The following is a 25,035-nucleotide window of genomic DNA, read 5'->3' as shown; positions in this document are numbered from 1 at the left end:
AAGCGCCGGCGTGCTTTTCGCGACTTCCGGCTCTGTCGGCAGTGTTCCAAAGGCGTCCAGCTTGGGCGTCTCAGGTTTCCGGGCGAATGGCTTAACCGCTCAATCGCTTCCCGGAATTTCAGATCAAAGGTAGCGCGCATCGATCACCGCTTCCGGCCCGCCGGGTCAGAAGGTGAAGGCCGCTCCGACAAGTAACAGCAGAAACAGGATAAGGAACCGTCATGGCAAATACCGCACAAGCTCGCAAGCGCGCCCGTCAGGCCGCCAAGGCCAACTCGCACAACTCGGCGCTGCGCTCGAAGTTCCGCACGGCCATCAAGGCAGTTCGCAAGGCAATCGAAGCCGGCGATCAAGCCAAGGCCGCTGAAGTGTTCAAGTCGTCGGTCAAGACGATGGACATCATCGCGGACAAGAAGATCATCCACAAGAACAAGGCCGCTCGTCACAAGAGCCGCCTGGCTGCAGCCATCAAGGGTCTGCAGGCTCCCGCAGCCCAGTAATTCCGGCTCGCTTTCGGCGGGCGCTCGCGGTTTTCAGAATCGCGCGCTCGTCGGAACGGCTTCCTGTTTCCGCTGCGCTGTAACGAAAAAGCCCGCCTGCGCGGGCTTTTTTGCGTGCTGCCGCCGACCGTGCGGCGTTGAGTCTAGCGACGCTGCTGCGTCTGCGTGCCGTGATGCGGCGGCAGTTCGCACGCCTCGGTCACCACGAGATCGTTGTCCTTCGCGAAGTTCAGCACGAAGTCGAAAGCCATCGGCTCGATGTCGCGCAGGCGCGAATCGACGATCACTACTTTGATGTCCCCGATCATTGTCGGGCGGACGTAGATGGAATATTGCAGGCGTGCGTTCGGCCCCTTCGCCTTCGGCCCGAAACCCGACATGACGCCGCACAGGCGCTCGGACCAGTCGCTCGGCCGAAACTTCCTCCCGCTCTTGGTGATGCCTTGTATGAAGTACTCGGTAGGGGATGATTCAGCCATGTAGCAATACCTTTTGTCGGCCGGTGGCGGCACCGGCGAATGCACACGCTTGACGCGGCGACCGCGCCGGCCGGCACGAGCGCCGGGCGGCGCTTGGCCAACGGTCCGAAGAGGACCGCCCGCGCCCACGACAGGATGGCGGACTCGGCAGCACGAACAAACCGCAAGCGCAAAAGAACGCCGAGCGGACTCTCGCGAGCCGACGCCGACCATGCGCGTGAAACGGTGCTGAGCGTTACTGAGTGTTGCAGAGTTGTTGAAGCAAGCGCCGGCAATTATACCGCAGCGCCCCTTTTTCCGCAGCGCACACAGGCGTGCAGGCCTGTCTATCGGCCTTTCCGCCGCCTCGTCAAACCTCGCAAAATCCTTTATGCTCGAACGCCAACCTACTCCCGATGGCGGCGCCGTCCGGTCGAGCGACGTCTTCCGGCAGTCGCGCACCCGGTTCGAAGCCGCCGCTTGCGTTTCATGACCGCCAAGAAAATTCGCCACTATCTTCAGTTCAAGGATTTCTCGCTCGACGATTACGAGTACGTGCTGGAACGCGCCCGCATCCTGAAGCGCAAGTTCAAGAATTACGAGACGTATCATCCGCTGCACGACCGCACGCTCGCGATGATCTTCGAGAAGAATTCGACGCGCACGCGGCTTTCGTTCGAAGCGGGCATCTTCCAGCTAGGCGGTCACGCGGTGTTCATGAGCACGCGGGACACGCAACTCGGGCGCGGCGAGCCGATCGAGGATGCGGCGCAGGTCATTTCGCGCATGGTGGACATCATCATGATCCGCACGTTCGGGCAGGACATCATCCAGCGGTTCGCGGAGAACTCGCGCGTGCCGGTCATCAACGGGTTGACCAACGAATACCATCCGTGCCAGGTGCTCGCGGACATCTTCACGTATTACGAACATCGCGGGCCGATACACGGAAAGACCGTCGCGTGGGTCGGCGACGCCAACAACATGCTCTACACGTGGATCGAAGCTGCGCAGATTCTCGGCTTCAAGCTGCGTCTGTCCACGCCGGAAGGCTACAAGCTGGACCGCACGCTGGTCGCGGCGGAGAGCGCGCCGTTCTACGAAGAATTCGCCGATCCGAACGAAGCCTGCGCGGGCGCCGATCTCGTCACGACCGACGTGTGGACCAGCATGGGTTTCGAAGCGGAGAACGAGGCGCGCAAGAAGGCGTTCGCGGACTATTGCGTCGATGCCGACATGATGGCGCGCGCCAACGCGGACGCGCTCTTCATGCACTGCCTGCCGGCGCATCGCGGCGAGGAGGTGAGCGCGGAAGTGATCGACGGGCCGCAGAGCGTCGTGTGGGACGAGGCGGAGAATCGTCTGCACGTGCAGAAGGCGCTGATGGAGTATCTGCTGCTCGGCAAGCTGAACCACTGATGCGGGCTTTCTCGCCTCAACACGCAGCCGGATTTCGCGTCCGGCGGCGTTTGTCTTTTGGACGGCGACCGGCTTTCTTCTGCGGATGAGCAGTTGCAGAACCCGCTCGCACTAAGACGCCGCCGATGCGCCATCCGTCTTTTCAGACGACGACCGGCTCCATCTCCAGTTCGACGCCGAACCGCCCGAGCACATCCCTCTTGATCGCTTCCGCAAGCTGGAGCACCTGCGCGCCGGTCGCGCCGCCGCGATTCACGAGCACGAGCGCTTGCCGCTCGTGCACCGCCGCCCCGCCGATGCCGCGCCCCTTCCACCCGCACTGGTCGATTAGCCAGCCCGCCGCGAGCTTCACGCTGCCATCCGGCTGCGCATACGAAACGACGCCGGGCTCGCGCGCGCGTAACGCGTCGAACGCTTCGGCGTTCACCACCGGATTCTTGAAGAAGCTGCCCGCGTTGCCGAGCAGGGTCCAGTCCGGCAGCTTCGCTCGACGCACGGCGATTACGGCGTCAAATATGGCTTGCGCATTGCATGCCGATGCGCCTTCCAGCGCGCGCGCGACGTCCGCGTAGTCGGCGCGTGGCGTCCACGCTTTCGGCAGACGGAATACTACCGACGTGATCAGAAACCGCCCGCGCCCCGCGCGCTTGAAAAAGCTGTCGCGGTAGCCGAACGCGCACGCATCGCGGTCGAATTCGACGCGCGCGCCCGTCGCTAGCTCAACGGCATGAAGCCGCTCGAAGCGCTCGCCCATTTCGAGCCCGTATGCGCCGACGTTCTGGATCGGCGCAGCGCCCACCGTGCCGGGGATCAGCGCCAGGTTTTCGAGGCCCGGCATGCCGTGTGCAAGCGTCCACGCGACGAACGCGTGCCAGTTTTCGCCCGCGCCGGCTTCGACCAGATACGCGTCCTCGTCCTCGCCGATCACCCGCTTGCCCATGATGCCGACGATCAGCGCGACGCCATCGAAATCGCGCGTCAGCACGACGTTGCTGCCGCCGCCGAGCACGAGCCGTGGCATGCCGGCGATGCGCGTATCCGTCGCGAGCGCAGCGGCGGCTTCGACGCTTCCAATCTGCATCGCGTGACGCGCGCGAACGTCGAAGCCGAACGTGTTGTGCGGACGCAGCGAGTAATCCGCGAAGAGCGCGGGCGCGGGAAAGAAGGCGTCGGACATGGGAAACCGCGTGGCGAAAGCTGGAATGGAAGCGGCCTTGGGGAAAACCAAAGCGCGTCGGTAGAATGACGTCAGGTCCGTGATTATAGCGAGTGCGCGCGCCGCGCCCGCGCTCGCCCAACGAAGAAGGGGAAGACAGATGCCATCGTTTGACGTCGTCAGCGAAGCAAACATGATCGAAGTGAAGAACGCGATCGAGCAGTCCAACAAGGAAATCTCGACGCGCTTCGACTTCAAGGGTTCCGATTCACGCGTCGAGCAGAAGGAGCGCGAGTTGACGCTCTACGCCGACGACGACTTCAAGCTCGGCCAGGTGAAGGACGTGCTGCTGTCGAAGCTCGCGAAGCGCGGCGTCGACGTGCGTTTTTTGGACTACGGCAAGCAGGAAAAGATCGGCGGCGACAAGCTCAAGCAGGTCGTCACCATCAAGAAAGGTGTGTCGGGCGATCTCGCGAAAAAGGTCGTCAAGATCGTGAAGGACAGCAAGATCAAGGTGCAGGCGAGCATTCAGGGCGACGCGGTTCGCGTGCAGGGCGCGAAGCGCGACGATTTGCAGAGCACCATCGCGCTTTTGAAGAAGGAAGTGACGGATACGCCGCTCGACTTCAACAACTTCCGCGACTGATTCTTCCGAGTCCTCATGCGAAAAAGCCGTTCCGCGCAATGCCGGAACGGCTTTTTTGTTGCCTACTGCACCGCCTTTTTCTTGTCTCCGATGCGGCTTTCCTTGCCCGACAGCAGCTTCGAGATATTCGCGCGATGCCGCCAGATCAAGAGCGCGCTCATGGCAAGCACGGCAAGCGAGATGCGGCTCGGCCCGAACAAAAACACCTGAAAGAACGGCGCGAACACGGCAGCGACGAGCGCCGCGAGCGACGAGTACCGGAAGAAGAACGCGATGATGAGCCACGTCAGGAGCGTCGCGAGCCCGAGCACCGGATGGATGGCGAGCAGCACGCCCGCCGCCGTCGCAACGCCCTTGCCGCCCTGAAACTTGAAGAAGATCGGATACAGATGGCCGAGGAATACGGCGATGGCCGACAGCGCGATGCACGTTGCGAGGCCCGTCGCGTCGAGCCCGAAGCGCGCGCCGAATTGTGCGATTAGCCAGACCGGAAGCCAGCCCTTGAAGGCATCGCCGATCAGCGTCAGGATGGCCGCGCGCTTGTTGCCGGTGCGCAGCACGTTGGTCGCACCGGGATTGCCCGAGCCATAGGAGCGCGGGTCGTCGAGTCCCATCGCCGCACTGACGACGACGGCAAACGAAATCGAGCCGATCAGATAGGACACGACGGCGACGATCAGATCAATCATGTGTTCTCTTTAAGCGTAGCGAGTCTGGGCAAAAGCGCGGTCAGCATTCTAATCGACGCTCGCGCACTGCACGGGCTTGGCGCCGAGCAGTTCGGTCAGCACGGCGGGATTCAGGCTTACCAGATAACCGCGCCGCCCGCCGTTCAGATAGATGGTGTCCAGCTCCAGAATGCTCGATTCGACGTACACAGGCATGGCCTTTTTCGTGCCGAACGGCGACGTGCCGCCGACGAGATAGCCCGAATGCCGGTTCGCCACTTCAGGCTTGCACGGCTCGATGCGCTTTGCGCCCGTCTGCCGCGCAAGATTCTTGGTGGATACCGTGCGGTCGCCGTGCATCAGCACGATGAGCGGCTTCGCGTGTTCGTCTTCCATCACAAGAGTCTTGACCACGGAATGCTCGTCCACGCCGAGCTGCCGCGCCGATTCCTCGGTGCCGCCATGCTCGACGTAATCGTACGGATGCTCGCCGAACGCCACGTTGTGACGGCGCAGGAATTGCGTCGCAGGCGTTTCGGACACGTGTTTGGATTTCGACATGGACGCATTGTAGCGGCGCGGGATGCGGCTCACCATCGGCCATTCGGCCTAGTGGTGCGACGGCTCGGCATGTCGTACGATCGTTCGACTCCCGACAGGACTTTGCCATGATCCGCGACGCCGAAACTCAAACGCTGCTGGAAGACACCATTCGCCGCTTCGTGCGCGAGAAGCTCGTGCCGCGCGAAGCGGAAGTCGACGAAACCGACGCCATTCCCGCCGACCTGATCGACGCCATGCGCGAAATCGGCATGTTCGGGCTGACTATTCCCGAAGCCTACGGCGGACTCGGCCTCACGATGGAAGAGGAAGTGCGCATCGCGTTCGAGCTCGGGCAGACGTCGCCGGCTTTTCGCTCGGTGATCGGCACGAACAACGGCATCGGCTCAATCGGCATTCTGCTTGACGGCACCGAGGAACAGAAAGCGCACTATCTGCCGAAGCTCGCGGCAGGCGAACTGATCGGCTCCTTCTGTCTGACGGAGCCGGATTCGGGCTCGGACGCCGCGTCGCTGAAAACCACGGCCCGGCGCGATGGCGACGCGTACGTGCTCAACGGCACCAAGCGCTACATCACGAACGCGCCGGAAGCGGGCATCTACACCGTGATGGCCCGAACCAGCGACGCCAAGGGCGCGAGCGGCATTTCGGCGTTCATCGTCGAGCGCGATACGCCCGGATTGTCGCTCGGCAAGCCGGACCGCAAGATGGGCCAGCGCGGCGCGCATACGAGCGACGTGATCTTCGAGAACTGTCGCGTGAACGCGAGCCAACTGATCGGCGGCGTGGAAGGCGTCGGCTTCAAGACGGCCATGAAAACGCTCGACAAGGGCCGCATTCACATTGCGGCGGTCGCGGTCGGCGCGGCGAGGCGCATGTTGCGCGATGCCCTCGCCTTCGCGATGGAACGGCGTCAGTTCGGGCAGCCGATCGCGGAATTCCAGCTCGTGCAAGGCATGCTCGCCGACAGCAAAGCCGAACTGTACGCCGCCGAATGCATGGTGCTCGACGCCGCGCGTCGCCGCGACGAGGGCCGCGACGTGTCCGTCGAAGCGTCCTGCGCGAAGTACTTCGCCACCGAGACGTGCGGGCGCGTCGCGGACCGCGCGGTGCAGGTGCATGGCGGCGCGGGCTATATCGCGGAATACGGCATCGAGCGCTTCTATCGCGATGTGCGGCTTTTCCGGCTCTACGAAGGCACGTCGCAGATTCAGCAGGTCATCATCGCGCGCGGACTCATGCGCGGCGCGGAGATTTAGCCGCGCGGATGATGCTCGCGGTGCAGCTTCTGCAGGCGTTCGCGTGCGACGTGCGTATAGATTTGCGTCGACGTTTCCCGGCTCTACGAGGGAACGTCGCAAATTCAGCAGGTCATCATCGCCCGCGGACTCATGCGCGGCGCGGACATCTAGCCGCGCGGATGGTGCTCGCGGTGCAGCTTGTGCAGGCGTTCGCGTGCGACGTGCGTATAGATTTGCGTCGTCGAAATATCGGAGTGGCCGAGCAGCAGTTGCACCACGCGCAGGTCCGCGCCGTGATTGAGCAAGTGCGTCGCGAACGCGTGGCGCAGCGTATGCGGCGAAAGCGGCGCGTGCACACCGCCGTTCAGCGCATGACGCTTGATGATGTTCCAGAATTGCTGACGCGTCATGCCTTCGCCGCGCGCGGTGACGAAGAGCGCATCGGCAGCGCGCGGACCGAGCAGCGCCGGGCGCGAGTCGCGCAGATAGCGCATCAGCCAATCGTGCGCCGCTTCGCCGAACGGCACGAGGCGCTCCTTTGAGCCTTTGCCCATCACGCGCACCACGCCCTCGTTCAGGCCGACTTCGACGGTCTTCAACGTGACCAGTTCTGTCACGCGCAGGCCGCTTGCGTACATCAGTTCAAGCATGGTGCGATCGCGCAGGCCGAGCGGCGTCTCGATATCCGGCGCGTGCAACAGGGCTTCGACTTGCGATTCGTTGAGCGTCGAAGGAAAACGCGGCGGCTGCTTCGCCGAACGCAGCCTGAGCGTCGGGTCGGCGTTCGCGCGATGCTCGCGCATCGCCCACGCGTAATAGCGGCGGAATACGGAAAGACGCCGGTTCGCGGACGTCGCCTTGTCGCCTCGGCGCGCGGCCATGTAGCCGTTCATGTCCGCTTCGGTCGCCGTGTCGATGGACGCGCCGCGCGTCTTTGCGAGCCATTCGGCGAAAAGCCGCAAGTCGCGCCGGTAGGCGTCGAGCGAATTCTTGGCGAGCCCGTGTTCGAGCCACAACGCATCGCAGAACTGGTCGATGGCGTCGCTGCTGGCGGTCAGTTCGGGCGTGTCGAGTGCCTCAGTGGTTGCAGTCGTCATGCGATGGATACACCTTCATGCGCCAGCAGCCAGCGCTTCACGTCACGGAAAAAGCCATCGCCCGGATGATGCGCGAATCCGCCGATTCCGCCCGCCGCGACGACCCGGTGGCACGGTATCACGATCGGCAGCGGATTGGAGCCGCACGCCTGCCCGACCGCGCGCGGCACGCTGCCGATTTCACGCGCGAGCTGTCCGTAGGTCCAGACTTGCCCCGCCGCGATGCTGCTGAGGCCGCGCCACACACGCTGCTGGAACGCGCTGCCGTCGAGAGCGAGCGGCAGGTCGAAGCGCATCGACGGCGTCTCGAAGTAGCGGCGAATCTGAGCGACGGCTTCCTGCACGAGCGGCGCGTGCGCCTCGATGCTCTCGACATGCGCCGGCAGATAAGTGATCTCGCGCACTGCGTGGTCTTCCGCGCGAATGCCGACTTTGCCGAACGGCGCGTCGATGACAGCATCGAACCGCTTCGCGGCCATCTTGAGCTTCGGCCGTGCGGTCGAGTTCACCGCGAGAAAGCCGCCTTCAGACAGCATGCTCTTCATGCGTTTCCCCTTGCTTCAGCGCCCAGCCGACATGCTCGCGCACGATCTCAGACGGATCGTTCGCGCGAGCGCGCAATGCGTCGACGATCGCCGTGCGTTCCTCGCCCTGCAACGGCGAGCGCAACGCATTGCCCATGCCGACGGCGATATTGCGCAGCCACCGCTCGTAGCCGATACGGCGAATCGCGCTGCCCTGCATGCGCGTGTCGAAATCGTCGGCGCTCCACGAAAACAGTTCGACAAGCGTCGCGCGATCGAGTCCGTGGCGCACGTCGAAGTCCGCGACCGGCGCGGCCTGCGCGAACTTGTTCCATGGACACGCAAGCTGGCAGTCGTCGCAGCCGTACACGCGATTGCCGATCAGCGGGCGCATGTCCTCGGGAATGCTGCCGTGCAATTCGATGGTCAGATACGAGATGCAGCGTCGCGCATCCACGCGGTACGGCGCGACGATGGCGCCCGTCGGACACGCGCCGACGCAGCGCGTGCACTGGCCGCAATGCGCGCCGTCGTGCTCCGGTTCGGGATCGACTGGCAACGGCACGTCGACGTAAATCTCGCCGAGAAAGAAGAGCGATCCGGCATCGCGGTCGAGCAGCAGCGTGTGCTTGCCGCGCCAGCCGTTGCCCGCTTTTTGCGCCAGCGCCACTTCGAGCACCGGCGCGGAATCTGTGAACGCGCGATGCCCGAACTGCCCGATTTCGCTTTCGATCCGTTCGGCCAGTTGCTGCAAGCGGTTGCGCATGACCTTGTGATAGTCACGGCCCCGCGCGTAGATCGAGACCACGGCCTGCGAAGGATCGGCGAGCCGCTTCCATTCGACCGCGCGCCAGTCGTTCTTCTGACCATCGGCTGTCGCGACACTTTCATCGCCCGTTTGCGCGAGCGTCGCAGCGGGAAGATAAGCCATGCGCGCGGTGATCACGCGTCGCGTGCCGGCCACAAGCTCGGCCGGCCTTGCGCGTTTCATCCCATGTTTGGCCATATAATCCATTTCGCCGTGATAGCCTGCTTCGAGCCAATTGGCGAGGCCCTCCTCGGCATCCGTCAGGTCGATATCGCTGATACCGACCGCACCGAACCCCAGCTCGCGCCCCCACGCCCTGATGCGCTGCGCGAGCTTCGCCAGCGCGGCCTCGTCGTATTCCATGGGATGCACGGCGCGCGACTCGACAGCGGCGTCCTTCGTCGCGGTCGTGATGTCAGTGATTTCAGTGGAGTGGTCCGGCAAACGGTTCATCACTCTATTTTACGAGCAATGCCCGAGAACCCCGCACCATCGACGCCTGATCTGCCCGCCGCGCTCCTCGAACGCCGCTTCGAGTTGCGCGACGAAGCCGCGACGCTCGCATTCGGCGAACGCTTCGCACAGGCCATCGGATACACGCGCGCTCAGGCCTCGTCCGAACCATTCCACGGCTTGCAGGTCCAGTTGATCGGCGATCTCGGCGCGGGCAAAACCACGCTCGTGCGTGCGACGCTGCGCGCGCTCGGTCATGCCGGCCGCGTGAAAAGCCCGACCTATACGCTCGTCGAGCCGTATTCGCTCGATGCGCCCGGCGGCCCGCTCGATGTTTATCACTTCGACCTTTACCGCTTCGCCGATCCGGCCGAATGGGCCGATGCCGGCTTTCGCGAGTATTTCGACCGGGGCGCGGTGTGTCTCGTCGAATGGCCGCAGCAAGCGGGCGGCTTGCTCGGCGTGCCGGACCTCGTGTTCGCGCTGACGCTGCCTGATGCTGACCTGGCGTGCGCCGCGACGACGCACACGAACGAAGAAGAAGGCCGCGTGCTGACCGCGCGGGCGTTTAGCGAAACAGGAAAGACATGTCTCGAAAGATGCTGATCAAGCCGTTCCATTCGATCGAATCGAGCGCCAGCGCGCCGCACAACTGGCGCCGGCGTCAGGTGCTGCGCGCTGGCGCTTCGACGCTCGTGCTCGCGCTCGTCGGCCCGAAGCTCGCGCACGCGAGTTCCGTGCTCGGCGTGCGCGTGTGGCCGGCGCGCGACTACACGCGCGTGACGATCGAATCCGATCAGCCGCTCACGAACAGCAATCAGCTGCTGCAGGGACCGGACCGGCTCGTCGTCGATCTGAACGGCATCGATCTCGATCAGGCGCTGCGCGATCTCGTCTCGAAGATCACGCCCAACGATCCGCAGATTCAGGCGGTGCGCGTCGGGCAGTATCAGCCGCATGTCGTGCGCATGGTGTTCGACCTGAAGGGCTCGGTGAAGCCGCAGGTCTTCACGCTCGGGCCTATCGGCAGCTACAAGTATCGGCTCGTGTTCGATCTGTATCCGGCGGTCGCGCCCGATCCGCTGATGGAATTGCTCGCGCAGACCGAGCACAAGCAGGAAGCGTTCGACCGCGCGAATCCGAATCCGTCCGCGCCGCCGCCCGCGACGCTCTCGGGTCCGGCCACGGCACAGAAGCCGCTCGCGCATGACTCCACGGACGACTTCTTTCAAAAATACGCTGGCAACGATCTGCCGGAAGACACGGCGAAAGCACCGCCCGTAGTGAAACCGCGCGTGCCGCCTGCCGCCGTGCCGCCCGTCATCGCGAAGAAGAAAGACGACGACGATGACGACAGCCGCTACGCGTTCTCCGCGCCCAAGCAGGACCGCGCCGCCACGACGCGCCTCCTGACCGTGGCGATCGACCCCGGTCACGGCGGCGAAGACCCCGGCGCGATCGGCGGCGCGGGCACCTATGAGAAGCACATCGCGCTCGACATCGCGAAGAAATTGCGCGCGAAGATCGACGCCCAGCCGAACATGCGCGCGATGATGACGCGCGACGCCGACTTCTTCGTGCCGCTCAACGTGCGCGTGCAGAAGGCGCAGCGCGTCGGCGCAGACCTGTTCGTGTCGATTCACGCGGACGCGTTCACGACGCCCGATGCGCGCGGCTCGTCGGTGTTCGCGCTGTCGGAGCACGGCGCATCGAGCGCGGCGGCGCGCTGGATGGCGAACAAGGAGAACTCGTCGGATCAGGTCGGCGGCATCAACGTGAAAACGCAAGACGCGAGCGTGAACCGCGCGCTGTTCGACATGTCGACCACCGCGCAAATCCGCGACTCGATGCGCTACGGCAGTTTCGTGCTGAACGAGATCGGCGGCATCAACAAGCTGCACAAGGGATCGGTCGAGCAGGCGGGCTTCGCCGTGCTGAAGGCGCCGGATATTCCGTCGATCCTCGTGGAAACTGCGTTCATCAGCAATCCGGACGAAGAAGCGCGCCTGAACGACGACGCCTACCGCGACAAGATGGCCAACGCGATCCTGAAAGGCATCAAGCGGTATTTCGCGGCGAATCCGCCGCTCGCCAAGAGCCGCATGACGTAAGCGGCGCGCGCGCCTCAGGCGCGCGCAGAGCTTCAGCGTTTCGCAGGACGGTGCGCACGGCTTCGTTCAGCGCGCCGCGGGCAGGAACCGCTGCACGAGCCGCCCGCCGAACACATTCACCGCCAGCCCCGCCATGACGAGCGCCGCGCCCGCGAACTGCGTGCCGTCCAACGCCTCGCCGAGAAACACCGCCGCCGACGCCAGTCCGATCACCGGTACCAGCAGCGAGAACGGCGCGACCTGCGCCGCCGGATACCGCGCGAGCAGCTTGCCCCACAAGCTATAGCCGACGATCGTCGCGATAAACGAGAGATAGCAGACCGCGAGCACCGACGCCATTGGAATGGCCGCGAGGCTCGATTCGATGCGCGCCGGTCCTTCGAAGATCAGCGACAGCACGAGGAACGGAAGCGGCGGAATGAGGCTCGCCCACACGACGAGCGAGAGCAGATCGACCTTGCCCATGCGCTTGGTCGCGACATTGCCGAGCGCCCACATCGCGGACGCGCCAAGCGTGAAGAGAAAACCGGTGAGCGTCATCGCGTGGCCGCCGCGCATACCGATCAGCGCGAGCCCGGCCGCCGCGATCAGCAAGCCCGTGACGTTCGCCGCGCGAATGCGCTCGCCGAGAAACATCGCGGCGAAGATCAGCGTGAAGAACGCCTGCGCCTGAAGGACGAGCGACGCGAGTCCGGCCGGCATCCCGACATACATGCCGTAGAAGAGCAGCGCGAACTGCCCGAGCGAAATGGTGAGGCCGTAGGCGAAGAGCCAGCGCAGCGGAACCTGCGGGCGCTTGACGAAGAACACGGGCGTCGCGGCAAGCGCGAAGCGCAGCGCGCCGAGGAGCATCGGCGGGACGCCATGCAGCCCCAGCTTGATGACGACGAAGTTCACGCCCCACGCAAAAATGACCACCGTTGCTGTCAGCAAATCCTTTGGCGACATCGCCCGTCCCCTTTTTCCGTGCATGCGTCATGCAAGCAATCGGACGAGTGTAGCGAAGCGAGCCTGCGAAGGATTGTGAAAAACTGCGCTTAACGTGGGTTTAGGAAGCGCACAACGAAAAAGCGCCCGCGCCCGTTTCGAGGGCGTGGGCGCTCGGCGCCTGACGAAGGCCGCGAAAAGCCGCTGCCCGGGCGCTTACTTGCTCTGGCCGGATTCAGCAGCCGCGTTGTTGCCCGTTTCGACCGCAGGCGTCTTCTTGGTTCCGGCCGACGCATGGCCCGTATGCCGGTGCGACCGGTGCTTCTTGGTCGTGGTCGTGCCCGTATCGGAGCCGCCGCCCGCGCCGGTCGACGCGTCGCCCTGCGCGGCCGCGCCCGAATTGCCGCCCATGGCGGCCGACGAGTTGCCCGACGACGTCTGCGCGAATGCGCCGGTAGCGGCAGTGGCGCTGAAAAGGCCCGCGGCGATGGCGATCAACAGCTTGTTCTTGCTCATTGTTTCCCTCTCCTATCAAGAGTGCGCAAAGCTGCACGCATGCTTCAAAATGCGCGGCCGGTCGCGACCGCACGGAACGGTGAAGGGTTGAGCGCGCGCCCGAACCGCCGGACGAGCGCCTGTCTGCGGCCGCCGGTAGAATCGGCGGTTCTGGTGCGCCATTCCGGCGCCCGCCCATACCTTCCGGTGACCTGCCATGTCCTCGACGATCCGCGCGCAGTTGAAACCTCATCAACACGACGTCGGCGGCCTCATGGTGAGGCGCGTCCTTCCCGCGCTGGCGGCACGCACCGTCGGACCCTTCATATTTTTCGACCATATCGGACCCGCAACCCTCGTGCCCGGCAAAGGCCTCGACGTGCGGCCGCATCCGCATATCGGGCTCGCGACCGTCACCTACCTGTTCGACGGCGCGATCATGCACCGCGACAGCGTCGGCTCGGTGCAGAAAATCGTCCCGGGCGACGTGAACTGGATGACCGCCGGGCGCGGTATCGTGCATTCCGAGCGCACGCCGGACGAAGAGCGCACGTCCGGGCAGACGATGCACGGCATCCAGACCTGGGTAGCGCTGCCGGTGGCGAGCGAGGAAGTCGAGCCGTCGTTCGAGCATCACGCGGCGGCAGCGCTGCCACAGATCGAGCGCGCGGGCGTCACGCTGCGCGTGATCGCGGGCACGGCGTTCGGCGCGACGGCCCCGACGCGCACCTTCTCGCCGACGCTCTATGTCGCGGGGCACTTCGCGGCGGGCAGCGAACTGACGCTAGATACAGAGCACGAGGAACGCGGCGTGTATCTCGTCGATGGCGACCTCACGATCGACGGCGAAACGCTGCCCGCGCAGCAAATGGCGGTGCTCGAGCCGGGCGTTCCCGCGACGCTCGCGAGCGCGAACGGCGCGGTCGTCATGCTGCTCGGCGGCGCACCGCTCGACGGCGCGCGCTTCATCGAATGGAACTTCGTGTCCAGTTCGCAGGACAAGATAGAAGCGGCGAAGCGCGCGTGGAGCGAACAGCGCATGGGCCACGTTCCGGGCGAGACGGAATTCATTCCGCTGCCGCCGCCGCGCCGCGAAGAACGCGCGCCGGAGGCATGACCGGACCGGCGCGAAACATTGAGACGCACGCGGATCGTCCCCATCTGATATTTCAAGATAGTTCGCAAGTTTGAGGAGAAACGCATGGATACGACCCTTGCCACATTCGAGAACGACGTCATCAACGCGTCGATGCTCGCCCCCGTGCTCGTCGACTTCTGGGCGCCGTGGTGCGGCCCGTGCAAGACGCTCGGCCCGATGCTCGAACGGCTCGAAGCCGAAGCGGACGGCGCATGGAAGCTCGTCAAGGTGAACGTCGACGAGAATCAGGAATTGGCGCAGCACTTCCAGGTGCGCAGCATTCCGCACGTGATCGCGTTCGCGGAGGGCCGGCCGGTCGACCAGTTCATCGGCGTGCTGCCGGAAGGCCAGTTGCGCGCGTTCCTCGACAAACTCGTGCCCGAGGGCGCCGACGCAGAACGCCGCGCCGCGCATAACGCGTGGGCGCTCGGCAATCGCAAACAGGCGATCGACCGCATCAAGGCTGCGCTCGCGCTCGATCCCGGCTACGACGAGGCGCGGCTCGATCTGATCGAGTGGCTGCTCGCGGAACGGCGCATCGAGGAAGCCAAGGCTGAAGACAAGCTGCTGTCGCCTAAGACGACGCAAGGCATCGACGCACGATACAACGCGCTGAAAACGGAAATCGACGCCGCCGAAGCCGCCGCCGCGCTGCCGCCCGCCGACGCGCTGATCGACGCGGTGAAGGCGAACCCTGACGATCTCGAAGCGCGTTTTGCGCTCGCAAACCGCCTGATCGCGGGCCGCGACTATGGCGGGGCGCTGGAGCACTTGCTGGCTATCGTCGAGCGCGACCGCAGCTTCATGGACGACGTCGGCCGCAAGACGATGCTTTCGGTGTTCGAACTCGCATCGAACCAGCCGGATCTGGTGTCGTTCTGGCGGCGCAAGTTGAGCGCGGCGATGAACTAAGAACTGAAGCGCAGCGATAACAACGGCTAGCGTTCGAAGCGCTGGCCGTTATCGTTTGTTCGATCAGGAGACTTTCGGCAGTTCGCGCAGCACGAACGCCGCCGCAAAGGCGAAGCTGGCGGTCACGCACACGCTTCACCTGAAGCCCGCGCGATCTGGCCGTTGTCGTTTGTTCGCTCAGGAACGCTTCGCCAGTTCGCGCAACACGAAGGCCGCCGCCGCGAAGCCGAAGCTCGCGGTCACGCACACGCTCGACCCGAAGCCCGCACAGTTGAGCCCCACGGGACCGGCGTAGCCCGAACCGGTTTCGAGATGCTCCGCACCCTCGCTGATGTCGCACGCCGGCGAATCGGGGTAAATGAGCGGCTCGTCCGAATACACCGCGCTCACCTTGAAACGCGACTTCGGCCCGCGCGGAAAGCCGTGCTGCTTGCGTAGCTGGCCGCGCACTTTCGAAAGCAGCGGGTCTTGAATGGTGAGCGCGAGATCGTCGATGCGGATGCGCGTCGGATCGAGCTGGCCGCCCGCGCCGCCCACGGTGATGAGCGGCTGCTTGCGCGCGACGCACCACGCGATCAGCGCAGTCTTGGTGCGCACGCTGTCGATGGCATCCACCACGAAGTCGAAGCCGCCGCCGAGCGTCGCATCGAAATGGCCCGGCTCCACGAAGTCTTCGATTTGGCGTACATCGCACGCCGGATCGATCAGCTTGATGCGCTCGGCCATTGCGGTGACTTTCGCCTTGCCGTAGTTGCCGTCGAGCGCGTGAATCTGACGATTCGTGTTGCTCTCCGCGACGTTGTCGAGATCGATCAGCGTGAGCGTGCCGACCGCGCTGCGCGCCAACGCTTCCGCGACCCACGAGCCGACGCCGCCAATGCCGATCACGGCGACATGCGCGCGCTCAAAGGCCGCGAGCGCGCTCGGACCATAGAGACGCGCGATGCCGCCGAAGCGCCGTTCGCGGTCGACGGTGTCTTCAACGGCAGGCGTAGCGGTGGCATCGGATGGAGTCATGGCGCTGGAATCAAGGCTTACACGCGGCTGTCGATTGCACAAAAGTTGGCAGTCCCTTCATGCAAAAACGGGCCGAATTGCGTATTCTGCCTTATCGAAACCGATGTCGTGATAGGCGCGCCGCATGTTCGCACGTTTGCGTGACGGCAGCAGCGGCGGCTTTGACGTGCGTCATTGCAGAAATTCCTTAATCAGGGCAAGAACGTTTCACCTTGGCTATACTGACGCGACTGTAGCGTTCGCATAAAAATGACGACCCTCGCAGACCTTCGTAAAAACTATTCACGCGGTGCGCTCGACGCCGCCGACATCGACCCGAACCCCGTGCGCCAGTTCGAAACGTGGTTCGCTCAGGCGCTCGACGCCAAGCTGCCCGAACCGAACGCCATGACGCTCGCGACGGTGAACGCGCAGGGCCGTCCGTCGGCGCGTATCGTATTGATCAAGGGTGTCGATGAGCGCGGCTTCGTGTTCTTCACCAATTACGAAAGCCGTAAGGGCCGCGAGCTGGCCGCGAATCCGGCTGCGAGCCTGCTCTTTCACTGGATAGAACTCGAGCGTCAGGTGCGCATCGAAGGCACGGTCGTCAAAACGAGCGACGAGGAAAGCGACGCGTATTACGCCTCGCGTCCGCTCGGCTCGCGCATCGGTGCGTGGGCGTCGGACCAGAGCCAGCCGCTCGACAGCCGCGAGACGCTCGAAGCCCGCGAACGCGACATGATGGCGAAATTCGGCGACGCGCCGCCGCGGCCGCCGCATTGGGGCGGCTACCGGCTCGTGCCGGACACCATCGAGTTCTGGCAAGGGCGGCCGTCGCGGCTGCATGACCGCATCGTCTACACGCGCGAAAGCGCGGACTCGGCGTGGCGCATCGCGAGGCTGGCGCCCTAACGCAAGCCGCCGTCGCGCAAGGGATTGTAAGCACAACGTAAAATACGCCGCGCTCTCGCGGCGTATGAACAATAGGCCGGCGCAGCAACACGGCAGACGAACATGAAGGCATCACGCCTTCCACCTTGATTTTCTTAGCGCGGAGAAACAAGCATGTTCTGGGAGAAGAAGCTGACGCAGTGGGTCGAGGAAGTCCGCGAGCAAGCCAACTTGCCCGCGCGCCTCGTGCTGTGGGACGGACAGCAACACGATTTCGGCCGCTTTGCCGCGCCTGCCGTGACGCTGCATGTGAAAAGCGCGACCGCGCTGCCGTATCTGCTGGAGCCGAGCCTCGACAATCTGGGTGAAGCGTATGTCAAAGGCAAGATCGATATCGAGGGCAAGCTCTCGGACATCATCAACATCGGCTATTCGCTCGCGAAGAGCACGGTGACGCACGCCGGCAAGCTCGCGCGCGTGCGACGCTACTTCAATCACTCGAAGGCGTCGGACAAGAAAGCCATTCAGTATCACTACGACGTGTCGAACGAGTTTTATCAGCTCTGGCTCGACAAGAACATGGTGTACTCGTGCGCGTATTTCGAGAACGGCGACGAAGACCTCGCCACCGCGCAGATCAAGAAGATCGACCACATTCTCACGAAGATTCAGGTGCAGCCGGGACATCGGCTGCTCGACATCGGCTGCGGCTGGGGTGCGCTCGTCATTCGCGCGGCGCAGAAATTCGGCGCGAAGTGCGTGGGCGTCACGCTCTCCGAGAACCAGTTCAAGCTCGCGACGCAGCGCGTGAAGGACGCCGGCCTCGAAAATCAGATTGAAATCCGCCTGCAGGATTATCGCGACGTGCCGGGTCAGTTCGATCGCATCACGAGCGTCGGCATGTTCGAGCACGTCGGACGCAAGAACCTGCCGGGCTACTTCGCGAAGATGCGCGACCTGCTCGTCGATGACGGTGTCGCGATGAATCACGGCATAACGTCGTCGGATGCGGACAGCGGCGAGACGTCGCTCGGCGGCGGCGAATTCATCGACAAATACGTGTTTCCGGACGGCGAGCTGCCGCACATCAGCCTCGCGCTGGAGAGCATGCAGCGCGGCGGGCTCGAAGCGGTCGATGTCGAAAGCCTGCGCCGGCATTACGCGCGTACCCTCGATATCTGGGCCGAGAACTTCGAGACGCACGCGGACGAAGCGCGCAAGCTCGTGGACGACGAGAAGTTCCGCATCTGGCGCGTGTATCTCGCGGGCTGCGCGTATGCGTTCGAAAACGACGACGTCTCGATCTATCAGGTGATCTGCCGCAAGGCGGGCCGCAGCGCGAAGACGCTGCCGTGGTCGCGGCGGTATATCTACGAGAAGCCGCTCTGAGCCAGGCATCGTCCGCCATCGACGCGGGCACGGGCGGCGACGATCAAAGCGATCTGTTCGGCGCGCCTGAGCCTGCGGTTGTTGCGAAGCCACGTGGCGTAGCGCCCGCGCCGTTGAACCGCGAACACGAAGTCATCGCGAAGCGACTGCCCGCGAGCGTGCATCTCGGCACATCGACGTGGTCGTTTCCGGGCTGGCAAGGCATCGTCTACGGCGACGCGTATGCGAACAACACGCTCTCTCGCAATGGCCTCGCCGCCTATGCCGCGCATCCGCTGTTGCGCAGCGTGTCCATCGACCAATCGTTTTACGGGCCGGTGCCGCTCGCGCAGTACGCGCGCTACGCGTCGCAAGTGCCGGCGCATTTCCGGTTCATCGTGAAGGCGCCCGCTTCGGTCACGGATGCGTTCATTCGCGGCGATCGCGGCGCGCCCGACGCCGACAATCCCGCTTTCCTGAATGCGCAGATTGCCATCGACGAGTTCGTCGCACCGTGTTTAGCCGGCCTCGGGACGAAAGCGGGCGCGCTCGTGTTCCAGTTCCCGCCGCTGCCGGACGCGATGATCGTCGAGCCGTCGCGCTTCGTCGAGCGGCTCGCGTCGTTTCTCGCCGCGTTGCCGCCGCTCGAAGGCGAGACCTGCTACGCGGTCGAATTGCGCGACGCGGTCATGCTGACGCCGCGCTTCATCCGCGCGCTGCGGGACGCGAACGTGCGCTACTGCATCGGCGTTCATGCGCGGATGCCCGACGTGCGCCGTCAGGCGAAGGCGCTGGCGCTGCTGGACGAGGAAGAGCTGGGACCGCTCGTCGTGCGCTGGAGTCTGCACAGCGGCTTTCGCTATGAGCAGGCGAAGGCCAAGTACGAGCCGTTCGACAGAATTGTCGATGAAGACCGCGAGACGCGCGAGGCGCTGGCCGAACTGGCCGCGCGTTACGCGTTTGGCGGCCAGCCGGTGGTGATCGCAGTGAACAACAAGGCGGAAGGCTCCGCCCCGTTGACCTGCTTCGAACTGGCGCGCGGTATCGCGGAACACTGCGAGCGCGCGCAGTCCGGCTCGCGCGCCGTCACGCCTTGAGGCGGTGCGCGAACTTCTTGCGAAACTTCGCGACCTTCGGACCGACGACCGCCGCGCAATAACCCTGATTCGGATGCTGGGCGAAGAAGTTCTGGTGGTACGCCTCGGCCGGATAATAGTCGTCTCGAAGCGGTGTGACCTCGGTCACGATCCTGCCTCCGTAGACGTCTTCGCGCTGCAGTTCCTCGATCACTTCCTGCGCGATCCTGCGCTGCTCGTCCGAATGCGTGAACACCGCCGAGCGATACTGCGTGCCGACGTCGTTGCCTTGGCGGTTGAGTTGCGTCGGATCGTGCGTCGCGAAGAATATCTCCAGAATCTCACGATAGCCGATGACTTCCGGATCGAACACGACCTTCACGACTTCCGCGTGCCCGGTGTCGCCGTCGCAGACCTGCTCGTACGACGGGTTCGTTACCTGGCCGCCCGCATAGCCGGATTCGACCGCCTTCACCCCCTCGACCGCCAGAAAGACGGCTTCGGTGCACCAGAAACAACCGCCGCCGAGCGTCGCGGTTTCGAGTCTCGCTTGCTGGTTCATGCCTGCTCCTCTCAAGTGCAGCGGCCACGCCGCGGACCATCCATATTGCTGCGCGAAGCCGCTTATTCAATGTCGCCGAGCTTACCGGCTTTTACAAAGCGGCGTTGCCCACATTGCCCGTGCTGGCTTATGGCGGCTCGAAGCAGCCGATTCCGCTAGAATCGAGTGAATTCTCCAGCTTTTACATGGCTTCAAATACGGTTCGTCCGACTCGAGCACGACACTCAGCACGACACTCGGCCTGTTCGGCGCCACAAGACCTATTCGACCGCCCACTTGCCCGATGACACGCGCCAGAACTCCGAACTTCGATCCCACCGCGTTTCGCGCCGCGCTCGGCCAGTTCGCGACGGGCGTCACCGTCATCACCACGCGCACGGACTCCGGCCAGTTGATCGGCATCACCGCGAGTTCGTTCAATTCGGTTTCGCTGGATCCGCCGCTCGTGCTGTGGAGTCTCGCGACACGCTCGGCGTCCATGCCGGTGTTTCGCGCGAACAGTCACTACGTCATTAACGTGCTGGCCGCTTCGCAACTGGACCTGTGCCGGCGCTTCGCGACGGTCAAGGGCGACCGCTTCGCGGGCGTATCGCACGCGGCGGGCGACAGCGGCATGCCCGTGCTCGACGGCGCGCTCGCCTGGTTCGAATGCCATAACCGCAGCCGCTACGACGAAGGCGACCACGTGATCTTCGTCGGCGAAGTAGAACGCTGCGGCGTGCGCGAAGACGCGTCCGAAGTTGCGCCGCTCGTGTTTCAGGCGGGCGGCTTCCACTCGCTCGGGCCGATCGAGTAACGCCTGCTCACGCGCCGCGCGCCGGCTGCTCGATGAGCGCCACGGGCACGCCCGCGTCGTCCTTCATGGTTTGCAGCACGATATTCGAGCGAATGTCGATCACGCCCGGCGCCTTATAGAGCTTCGTCAGAATGAAATCGGAGTAGTGCTTGAGATTGTGCGCGAGCACGCGCAGCACGTAATGCGTGTCGCCGGTCACGACGAACGCGCCGACCACTTCCGGCCACTCGCGCACCGCCGCCGCGAACTTCTCGTGCCAGTTCTCCTGATCGTTGCGCATGGAGACGTGCACGAACGCCTCGAGTTCGATTCCCAGCCGTTCGCGGTCCAGACACGCGCGATAACTCGCGATCACGCCCTCCTCTTCCAGCAGGCGCATGCGCCGCAAGCACGCGGAAGGCGACAGCGAAATGCGCTCCGCGAGGTCCAGGTTGCTGATCCGTCCATCTTCCTGCAGCACCGCCAGAATTCGGCAATCCGTTGCATCGAGCGTGAATCCGGTCACTTTTGAGTCTCCTAGCCCGTTTCATCGAATTATGTTCTAGCCACAATCCTTTTGGGTGGTTATTTTGCAATCACTTTTCGAGATATCGCGGCTATGATTTGACGCATCTCCCCGCTCTCTGCTAGGCCGCCATGACGCTTATCGACATCTCGCCGCCGATCGCCGCCACGACGCCGGTCTGGCCGGGCGACACGCCTGTCGGCATCGAGCGCGTCTGGCGGATGGAAGCGGGCTCGCCGGTGAACGTCGCGCGTCTCACCCTTTCACCGCATACCGGCGCACATGCCGATGCCCCGCTGCACTACGACCAACACGGCGCGGCCATCGGCGAAGTCGCGCTGGAAACGTACATCGGCGCGTGCCGGGTCGTGCATTGCATCGGCGCTGCGCCTCTCGTGACGCCGGAAATGATCGCCGCGCATCTCGACGACGCGCCGCCGCGCATTCTGATCCGCACGTATGACCGCGCGCCGCTTACCGCATGGGACAGCGCGTTTTGCGCCGTCGCGCCGGAAGCCATCGACTCGATGGCGGCCAAGGGCGTGAAGCTCGTCGGCATCGACACGCCTTCGCTCGATCCGCAGGAATCGAAAACGATGGACGCGCACCGGCGCATTCGCGCCCACGGCATGGCGATCCTCGAAGGCCTCGTGCTCGATGCCGTCGCGCCCGGCGATTACGAACTGATCGCGCTGCCGCTCAAATTTTCGACGCTCGACGCCAGTCCCGTGCGCGCCGTCCTGCGCCCGCTTCCCTGAATGCTCCCCGAATAAATGGACTTTTCGATGAAATCTCGTGACGATGCCGCCGCAACCGACCGCGACGACCCGCTCGCCCGCCTGCGCGATCAGTTCGCGCTCGCAGACGGTGTCATTTATCTCGACGGCAATTCGCTCGGCGTGCCGCCGAAAGCCGCCGCCGCGCGCGCCGCGAGCGTGATCGCGGGGGAATGGGGCGAAGGCTTGATCCGAAGCTGGAACACCGCAGGCTGGTTCGCGTTGCCCAAGCGCCTCGGCAACAAGCTCAGTTCGTTGATCGGCGCGGGCGAGGACGAGGTCGTCGTGACGGACACGATCTCCGCGAATCTCTTCAAGGTCCTCTCCGCCGCGCTGAAACTGGCGAACGAGCGCGATCCGAAGCGCCGCGTAATCGTCTCCGAACGTTCGAACTTCCCGAGCGATCTCTACATCGCGCAGGGTTTGATCGATCAACTGGATCGCGGCTATGAACTGCGCCTCGTCGACGATGCCGCCGAGCTGGCCGCCGCCATCGACGAAAACACGGCCGTCGCGATGATCACGCACGTCAACTACCGCACCGGCGCCATGCACGACATGGCCGCGCTGACCAAGACGATTCATCGCGCGGGCGCGCTCGCGGTGTGGGACCTCGCGCATTCGGCGGGCGCGGTGCCAGTGGATCTCAACGGCGTTGGCGCGGACTACGCGGTCGGCTGCACGTACAAGTATCTGAACGGCGGGCCGGGTTCGCCCGCGTTCGTCTGGGTGCCGAAGCGTCACCAGAACACGTTCTCGCAGCCGCTCTCCGGCTGGTGGAGCCACAAAAAACCGTTCGAGATGGACCCGGTGTATCGCCCGGACGACGGCATCGGCCGCTTTCTCTGCGGCACGCAGCCGATCGTTTCGATGGCGCTCGTCGAATGCGGACTCGACGTGTTCCTGCAAACCGACATGCAGGCGCTGCGGCGCAAGTCACTGGCGCTCGGCGATGCGTTTATCGCGCTGGTCGAAGCGCGGTGCAGCGAATTTCCGCTCTCGCTCGCGACGCCGCGCGAGCACGCGCAACGCGGCTCGCAGGTGAGCTTCGCGCATCCGCACGGCTACGAAGTGATGCAGGCGCTGATCGCGCGCGGCGTGATCGGCGACTATCGCGAGCCGGGCATTCTGCGCTTCGGATTCACGCCGCTTTATACGCGTTTCGTCGATGTGTGGGACGCCGTCGACGTGCTGCGCGACGTGCTCGCGACCGAAAGCTGGCGCGCGCCGGAGTTCGCCGAACGCGCGTCGGTGACGTGAGGACCACATCATGAGCGACACCCAAGGTTGCCCGTTCGGCCACGGTACGGCGGCGGCGCAAGAGAAGGAAGGCTGGCACGACGCGCGGCTCGATTTCTCGGATTCGATGAGCTACGGCGACTATCTCGGCCTCGATTCGATCCTCACGGCGCAGCATCCGCTTTCGCCGGATCACAACGAGATGCTCTTCATCGTGCAGCATCAGACGAGCGAGCTATGGATGAAGCTCGCGCTCTACGAACTGCGCGCGGCGCTCGGGGCCGTGCATCGCGACGAGTTGCCGCCCGCGTTCAAGATGCTCGCGCGCGTGTCGCGTATCTTCGAGCAGCTCGTGCAAGCGTGGAACGTGCTCGCCACGATGACGCCCTCCGAGTACACCGCGATGCGGCCGTATCTGGGGGCGTCGTCGGGGTTTCAGTCTCATCAGTATCGGCAGATCGAGTTCATGCTCGGCAACAAGAACGCGCAGATTCTCAAGCCCCACGCGCATCGGCCGGACATTCTCGAACAGGTGCGCGCGACGCTCGAAGCGCCCTCTTTCTATGACGAAGTGATTCGCCTGCTCGCGCGGCGCGGCTTCGACATCGATCCCGCGCGCCTCGAACGCGACTGGACGCAGCCGACCGCGCACGATGCGTCCGTCGAAGCCGCGTGGCTCGCGGTGTATCGCGAGCCTTCGAAGCATTGGGAACTGTATGAAATGGCGGAAGAACTCGTCGATCTGGAAGACGCGTTCCGCCAGTGGCGGTTCCGGCACGTGACGACGGTCGAGCGGATCATCGGCTTCAAGCAGGGCACGGGCGGCACGGCGGGCGCGTCTTATCTGCGCAAGATGCTCGATGTCGTGCTGTTCCCCGAGCTTTGGCACGTCCGCACACTGCTCTGAGCGCTCACCGTTCACGCGAGCCGCACGGCCAGCGCCCGCAGTTTCGGGCCGATGGTTTCGCGGAAATACGCTTCGTCCATCGACGACGCCGGGCCGCTGCTGCTCAACACGAGCCAGCGGCCATTGCGTTCGTCGCGAAACGGCGCGGCGATCGCGTTGACGTCGTCGTGCCATTCGCGAAACGAGTAGCAGCAGCCATCGCGGGCGTAATCCTCGATGGCGCGCTCGGCCGCTTCCACGCGCGCCGCGCCTTCGGCCTTCCCCAACTCTTCCAATAGCGCCGCCCGCGTTGCCGCGTCCTGAACCGCGAGATACGCGCGGCCCATGGAACTCGTGAGCATCGAAAGGCGGGAGCCGGGCGCAAGCCCGAGCGTCAGCGCGGTTTCGCTGCGGATGGTTTCCAGATAGATCATGTCCAGCCCGTCGCGGCAGCCGAGCGACACCGCCGCGCCGATTTCCCGCGCGAGGGCGCGCATGTGCGGCCGCGCGAGTTCGAGCGTGTCTGCGCCCGAGAGCAGCGCGAAGCCCAGCGACAGCACGCCGGTGTCGAGCGCGTACTTGCCGGCGGCTTCGTCGAAGCGCAGATAGCCGAGCGTCGCGAGCGTGTAGGCGAGGCGATTGACGGTCGCTTTCGGCAAGCCGGTTCGCTCCACGAAATCGCGGTTGCCGAGCAGCGTGTCGCCGGGGCGAAACGCGCGCAACATATCGAGACCGCGAGCGAGCGCGACGACGAACCGCCGCTCGTCGATCGCTTCGGGCGGCGCTTTCTCAGCAGCGGATGTGTTGGAATCGTCTTGCATCGAAT

Annotated in this window: 28 protein-coding genes; 15 read left to right on the top strand and 13 right to left on the bottom strand. The window is 64.5% G+C overall.

The window, feature by feature from the left end; translation table 11 throughout:
- Window positions 1–221: 221 nt before the first annotated feature.
- Window positions 222–500 carry a 30S ribosomal protein S20 gene (gene rpsT / locus P9239_RS07390; protein ID WP_159836876.1) on the top strand — a complete coding sequence of 93 codons (279 nt, stop codon included), beginning with the start codon at window positions 222–224 and terminating at the stop codon, window positions 498–500.
- Window positions 501–643: 143 nt separating this feature from the next.
- On the opposite strand, the gene P9239_RS07385 is transcribed toward rpsT, so the two are convergent.
- Entirely contained in the window at window positions 644–979 is a 336-nt protein-coding gene (locus tag P9239_RS07385) for a DUF3579 domain-containing protein (RefSeq protein ID WP_175944861.1), read from the bottom strand.
- Window positions 980–1,447: 468 nt separating this feature from the next.
- On the opposite strand from P9239_RS07385, the gene argF reads away from it, so the two are divergent.
- Complete coding sequence (gene argF / locus P9239_RS07380; RefSeq protein WP_175944863.1) at window positions 1,448–2,377, top strand: ornithine carbamoyltransferase; 930 nt, start codon at window positions 1,448–1,450, stop codon at window positions 2,375–2,377.
- 142 nt (window positions 2,378–2,519) lie between these two features.
- Here the strand turns inward: argF and murB are convergent, their stop codons facing one another.
- Window positions 2,520–3,554 carry a UDP-N-acetylmuramate dehydrogenase gene (gene murB, locus P9239_RS07375; protein WP_309749859.1) on the bottom strand — a complete coding sequence of 345 codons (1,035 nt, stop codon included), beginning with the start codon at window positions 3,552–3,554 and terminating at the stop codon, window positions 2,520–2,522.
- Window positions 3,555–3,693: 139 nt separating this feature from the next.
- On the opposite strand from murB, the gene P9239_RS07370 reads away from it, so the two are divergent.
- Window positions 3,694–4,179 carry a YajQ family cyclic di-GMP-binding protein gene (locus tag P9239_RS07370; protein ID WP_175944867.1) on the top strand — a complete coding sequence of 162 codons (486 nt, stop codon included), beginning with the start codon at window positions 3,694–3,696 and terminating at the stop codon, window positions 4,177–4,179.
- A gap of 62 nt (window positions 4,180–4,241) precedes the next feature.
- On the opposite strand, the gene plsY is transcribed toward P9239_RS07370, so the two are convergent.
- Together plsY and ybaK are read right to left on the bottom strand one after the other, a co-directional pair.
- Window positions 4,242–4,868 carry a glycerol-3-phosphate 1-O-acyltransferase PlsY gene (gene plsY / locus P9239_RS07365; protein ID WP_309749858.1) on the bottom strand — a complete coding sequence of 209 codons (627 nt, stop codon included), beginning with the start codon at window positions 4,866–4,868 and terminating at the stop codon, window positions 4,242–4,244.
- A gap of 48 nt (window positions 4,869–4,916) precedes the next feature.
- Window positions 4,917–5,408, bottom strand: a complete 492-nt coding sequence (gene ybaK / locus P9239_RS07360; RefSeq protein ID WP_309749857.1) for a Cys-tRNA(Pro) deacylase — start codon at window positions 5,406–5,408, stop codon at window positions 4,917–4,919.
- A 107-nt stretch (window positions 5,409–5,515) separates the two neighbouring features.
- On the opposite strand from ybaK, the gene P9239_RS07355 reads away from it, so the two are divergent.
- Complete coding sequence (locus tag P9239_RS07355; RefSeq protein ID WP_309749856.1) at window positions 5,516–6,667, top strand: acyl-CoA dehydrogenase family protein; 1,152 nt, start codon at window positions 5,516–5,518, stop codon at window positions 6,665–6,667.
- Window positions 6,668–6,816: 149 nt separating this feature from the next.
- Here P9239_RS07355 and xerD read toward each other — a convergent pair whose 3' ends face one another.
- From xerD to queG, 3 genes are read right to left on the bottom strand one after another with little or no spacing between them, the layout of a single operon-like run.
- A complete protein-coding gene (gene xerD, locus P9239_RS07350; RefSeq protein WP_309749855.1) occupies window positions 6,817–7,746 on the bottom strand; it encodes a site-specific tyrosine recombinase XerD in 930 nt (309 codons plus the stop codon).
- On the bottom strand, window positions 7,743–8,225 hold the full coding sequence (locus P9239_RS07345; RefSeq protein ID WP_309753928.1) for a methylated-DNA--[protein]-cysteine S-methyltransferase: 483 nt from the start codon (window positions 8,223–8,225) through the stop codon (window positions 7,743–7,745). Before P9239_RS07345 ends, xerD begins: the two co-directional genes overlap by 4 nt.
- A 46-nt stretch (window positions 8,226–8,271) precedes the next feature.
- Entirely contained in the window at window positions 8,272–9,531 is a 1,260-nt protein-coding gene (queG, locus tag P9239_RS07340) for a tRNA epoxyqueuosine(34) reductase QueG (RefSeq protein ID WP_309749854.1), read from the bottom strand.
- A gap of 18 nt (window positions 9,532–9,549) precedes the next feature.
- Here queG and tsaE point away from each other — a divergent pair, with 18 nt between their 5' ends.
- Together tsaE and P9239_RS07330 are read left to right on the top strand one after the other, a co-directional pair.
- Window positions 9,550–10,137, top strand: a complete 588-nt coding sequence (tsaE, locus tag P9239_RS07335; RefSeq protein ID WP_309749853.1) for a tRNA (adenosine(37)-N6)-threonylcarbamoyltransferase complex ATPase subunit type 1 TsaE — start codon at window positions 9,550–9,552, stop codon at window positions 10,135–10,137.
- A complete protein-coding gene (locus P9239_RS07330; protein WP_309749852.1) occupies window positions 10,119–11,642 on the top strand; it encodes an N-acetylmuramoyl-L-alanine amidase in 1,524 nt (507 codons plus the stop codon). The genes tsaE and P9239_RS07330 overlap by 19 nt, the downstream gene beginning before the upstream one ends.
- A 66-nt stretch (window positions 11,643–11,708) precedes the next feature.
- Here the strand turns inward: P9239_RS07330 and P9239_RS07325 are convergent, their stop codons facing one another.
- Both P9239_RS07325 and P9239_RS07320 read right to left on the bottom strand, forming a co-directional pair.
- Window positions 11,709–12,590: an EamA family transporter gene (locus tag P9239_RS07325; RefSeq protein WP_309749851.1), complete on the bottom strand. Its 882-nt coding sequence runs from the start codon at window positions 12,588–12,590 to the stop codon at window positions 11,709–11,711.
- Between the two features lie 195 nt (window positions 12,591–12,785).
- Window positions 12,786–13,085, bottom strand: coding sequence for a hypothetical protein (locus tag P9239_RS07320; protein ID WP_309749850.1), 300 nt, complete (start codon window positions 13,083–13,085; stop codon window positions 12,786–12,788).
- 196 nt (window positions 13,086–13,281) lie between these two features.
- On the opposite strand from P9239_RS07320, the gene P9239_RS07315 reads away from it, so the two are divergent.
- Together P9239_RS07315 and trxA are read left to right on the top strand one after the other, a co-directional pair.
- A complete protein-coding gene (locus tag P9239_RS07315) occupies window positions 13,282–14,181 on the top strand; it encodes a pirin family protein (RefSeq protein WP_309749849.1) in 900 nt (299 codons plus the stop codon).
- Window positions 14,182–14,265: 84 nt separating this feature from the next.
- The gene (trxA, locus tag P9239_RS07310; protein ID WP_309749848.1) at window positions 14,266–15,114 is read left to right on the top strand and encodes a thioredoxin; all 849 of its coding nucleotides are present in this window, start codon (window positions 14,266–14,268) and stop codon (window positions 15,112–15,114) included.
- 177 nt (window positions 15,115–15,291) lie between these two features.
- On the opposite strand, the gene P9239_RS07305 is transcribed toward trxA, so the two are convergent.
- Entirely contained in the window at window positions 15,292–16,131 is an 840-nt protein-coding gene (locus P9239_RS07305; RefSeq protein ID WP_309749847.1) for a tRNA threonylcarbamoyladenosine dehydratase, read from the bottom strand.
- A gap of 249 nt (window positions 16,132–16,380) precedes the next feature.
- On the opposite strand from P9239_RS07305, the gene pdxH reads away from it, so the two are divergent.
- The 3 genes from pdxH to P9239_RS07290 all read left to right on the top strand — a co-directional run bounded on the left by pdxH (window position 16,381) and on the right by P9239_RS07290 (window position 19,466).
- Window positions 16,381–17,022 (top strand): pyridoxamine 5'-phosphate oxidase, encoded by a 642-nt coding sequence (gene pdxH, locus P9239_RS07300; protein ID WP_309749846.1) that lies wholly within the window; start codon window positions 16,381–16,383, stop codon window positions 17,020–17,022.
- 153 nt (window positions 17,023–17,175) lie between these two features.
- Complete coding sequence (locus P9239_RS07295; RefSeq protein ID WP_309749845.1) at window positions 17,176–18,390, top strand: cyclopropane-fatty-acyl-phospholipid synthase family protein; 1,215 nt, start codon at window positions 17,176–17,178, stop codon at window positions 18,388–18,390.
- Window positions 18,387–19,466, top strand: coding sequence for a DUF72 domain-containing protein (locus tag P9239_RS07290; protein ID WP_404980102.1), 1,080 nt, complete (start codon window positions 18,387–18,389; stop codon window positions 19,464–19,466). Before P9239_RS07295 ends, P9239_RS07290 begins: the two co-directional genes overlap by 4 nt.
- Here P9239_RS07290 and msrA read toward each other — a convergent pair.
- Window positions 19,456–20,007, bottom strand: a complete 552-nt coding sequence (gene msrA / locus P9239_RS07285) for a peptide-methionine (S)-S-oxide reductase MsrA (protein WP_309749844.1) — start codon at window positions 20,005–20,007, stop codon at window positions 19,456–19,458. The two genes, P9239_RS07290 and msrA, sit on opposite strands and share 11 nt — an antisense overlap.
- A gap of 283 nt (window positions 20,008–20,290) precedes the next feature.
- On the opposite strand from msrA, the gene P9239_RS07280 reads away from it, so the two are divergent.
- Complete coding sequence (locus P9239_RS07280) at window positions 20,291–20,803, top strand: flavin reductase family protein (RefSeq protein WP_309749843.1); 513 nt, start codon at window positions 20,291–20,293, stop codon at window positions 20,801–20,803.
- Between the two features lie 7 nt (window positions 20,804–20,810).
- Here the strand turns inward: P9239_RS07280 and P9239_RS07275 are convergent, their stop codons facing one another.
- Window positions 20,811–21,308: an Lrp/AsnC family transcriptional regulator gene (locus tag P9239_RS07275; RefSeq protein ID WP_175944902.1), complete on the bottom strand. Its 498-nt coding sequence runs from the start codon at window positions 21,306–21,308 to the stop codon at window positions 20,811–20,813.
- A 131-nt stretch (window positions 21,309–21,439) separates the two neighbouring features.
- Here P9239_RS07275 and kynB point away from each other — a divergent pair, with 131 nt between their 5' ends.
- Genes kynB through kynA form a run of 3 tightly spaced genes read left to right on the top strand, consistent with a single transcriptional unit; the run spans window position 21,440 to window position 24,230 of the window.
- Entirely contained in the window at window positions 21,440–22,066 is a 627-nt protein-coding gene (gene kynB, locus P9239_RS07270; RefSeq protein WP_309749842.1) for an arylformamidase, read from the top strand.
- Between the two features lie 27 nt (window positions 22,067–22,093).
- The gene (gene kynU / locus P9239_RS07265; RefSeq protein WP_309749841.1) at window positions 22,094–23,344 is read left to right on the top strand and encodes a kynureninase; all 1,251 of its coding nucleotides are present in this window, start codon (window positions 22,094–22,096) and stop codon (window positions 23,342–23,344) included.
- A gap of 10 nt (window positions 23,345–23,354) precedes the next feature.
- Entirely contained in the window at window positions 23,355–24,230 is an 876-nt protein-coding gene (kynA, locus tag P9239_RS07260) for a tryptophan 2,3-dioxygenase (RefSeq protein ID WP_309749840.1), read from the top strand.
- A gap of 11 nt (window positions 24,231–24,241) precedes the next feature.
- Here the strand turns inward: kynA and P9239_RS07255 are convergent, their stop codons facing one another.
- A complete protein-coding gene (locus tag P9239_RS07255) occupies window positions 24,242–25,030 on the bottom strand; it encodes an IclR family transcriptional regulator (protein WP_309749839.1) in 789 nt (262 codons plus the stop codon).
- Window positions 25,031–25,035: the final 5 nt, after the last annotated feature.

The sequence above is a fragment of the Caballeronia sp. LZ062 genome (genome assembly GCF_031450785.1).
In the GTDB taxonomy this organism is placed as follows: Bacteria; Pseudomonadota; Gammaproteobacteria; order Burkholderiales; family Burkholderiaceae; genus Caballeronia.
Note: the sequence above shows the minus strand (reverse complement) of the source record. Positions and strands in the feature narration are given on the sequence as shown.

Excerpts from the sequence above, each read along its gene's own strand:
- xerD (WP_309749855.1), bottom strand. The coding sequence starts at position 7,746 with ATGACGACTGCAACCACTGAGGCACTCGACACGCCCGAACTGACCGCC.
- ybaK (WP_309749857.1), bottom strand. The coding sequence starts at position 5,408 with ATGTCGAAATCCAAACACGTGTCCGAAACGCCTGCGACGCAATTCCTG.
- P9239_RS07370 (WP_175944867.1), top strand. The coding sequence starts at position 3,694 with ATGCCATCGTTTGACGTCGTCAGCGAAGCAAACATGATCGAAGTGAAG.
- P9239_RS07330 (WP_309749852.1), top strand. The coding sequence starts at position 10,119 with ATGTCTCGAAAGATGCTGATCAAGCCGTTCCATTCGATCGAATCGAGC.
- P9239_RS07325 (WP_309749851.1), bottom strand. The coding sequence starts at position 12,590 with ATGTCGCCAAAGGATTTGCTGACAGCAACGGTGGTCATTTTTGCGTGG.
- P9239_RS07345 (WP_309753928.1), bottom strand. The coding sequence starts at position 8,225 with ATGGCCGCGAAGCGGTTCGATGCTGTCATCGACGCGCCGTTCGGCAAA.
- kynU (WP_309749841.1), top strand. The coding sequence starts at position 22,094 with ATGAAATCTCGTGACGATGCCGCCGCAACCGACCGCGACGACCCGCTC.
- rpsT (WP_159836876.1), top strand. The coding sequence starts at position 222 with ATGGCAAATACCGCACAAGCTCGCAAGCGCGCCCGTCAGGCCGCCAAG.
- P9239_RS07255 (WP_309749839.1), bottom strand. The coding sequence starts at position 25,030 with ATGCAAGACGATTCCAACACATCCGCTGCTGAGAAAGCGCCGCCCGAA.
- P9239_RS07320 (WP_309749850.1), bottom strand. The coding sequence starts at position 13,085 with ATGAGCAAGAACAAGCTGTTGATCGCCATCGCCGCGGGCCTTTTCAGC.
- plsY (WP_309749858.1), bottom strand. The coding sequence starts at position 4,868 with ATGATTGATCTGATCGTCGCCGTCGTGTCCTATCTGATCGGCTCGATT.
- trxA (WP_309749848.1), top strand. The coding sequence starts at position 14,266 with ATGGATACGACCCTTGCCACATTCGAGAACGACGTCATCAACGCGTCG.
- kynB (WP_309749842.1), top strand. The coding sequence starts at position 21,440 with ATGACGCTTATCGACATCTCGCCGCCGATCGCCGCCACGACGCCGGTC.
- kynA (WP_309749840.1), top strand. The coding sequence starts at position 23,355 with ATGAGCGACACCCAAGGTTGCCCGTTCGGCCACGGTACGGCGGCGGCG.
- P9239_RS07385 (WP_175944861.1), bottom strand. The coding sequence starts at position 979 with ATGGCTGAATCATCCCCTACCGAGTACTTCATACAAGGCATCACCAAG.
- pdxH (WP_309749846.1), top strand. The coding sequence starts at position 16,381 with ATGACGACCCTCGCAGACCTTCGTAAAAACTATTCACGCGGTGCGCTC.
- murB (WP_309749859.1), bottom strand. The coding sequence starts at position 3,554 with ATGTCCGACGCCTTCTTTCCCGCGCCCGCGCTCTTCGCGGATTACTCG.
- P9239_RS07315 (WP_309749849.1), top strand. The coding sequence starts at position 13,282 with ATGTCCTCGACGATCCGCGCGCAGTTGAAACCTCATCAACACGACGTC.
- P9239_RS07295 (WP_309749845.1), top strand. The coding sequence starts at position 17,176 with ATGTTCTGGGAGAAGAAGCTGACGCAGTGGGTCGAGGAAGTCCGCGAG.
- argF (WP_175944863.1), top strand. The coding sequence starts at position 1,448 with ATGACCGCCAAGAAAATTCGCCACTATCTTCAGTTCAAGGATTTCTCG.
- msrA (WP_309749844.1), bottom strand. The coding sequence starts at position 20,007 with ATGAACCAGCAAGCGAGACTCGAAACCGCGACGCTCGGCGGCGGTTGT.
- P9239_RS07280 (WP_309749843.1), top strand. The coding sequence starts at position 20,291 with ATGACACGCGCCAGAACTCCGAACTTCGATCCCACCGCGTTTCGCGCC.
- queG (WP_309749854.1), bottom strand. The coding sequence starts at position 9,531 with ATGAACCGTTTGCCGGACCACTCCACTGAAATCACTGACATCACGACC.
- P9239_RS07355 (WP_309749856.1), top strand. The coding sequence starts at position 5,516 with ATGATCCGCGACGCCGAAACTCAAACGCTGCTGGAAGACACCATTCGC.
- tsaE (WP_309749853.1), top strand. The coding sequence starts at position 9,550 with ATGCCCGAGAACCCCGCACCATCGACGCCTGATCTGCCCGCCGCGCTC.
- P9239_RS07305 (WP_309749847.1), bottom strand. The coding sequence starts at position 16,131 with ATGACTCCATCCGATGCCACCGCTACGCCTGCCGTTGAAGACACCGTC.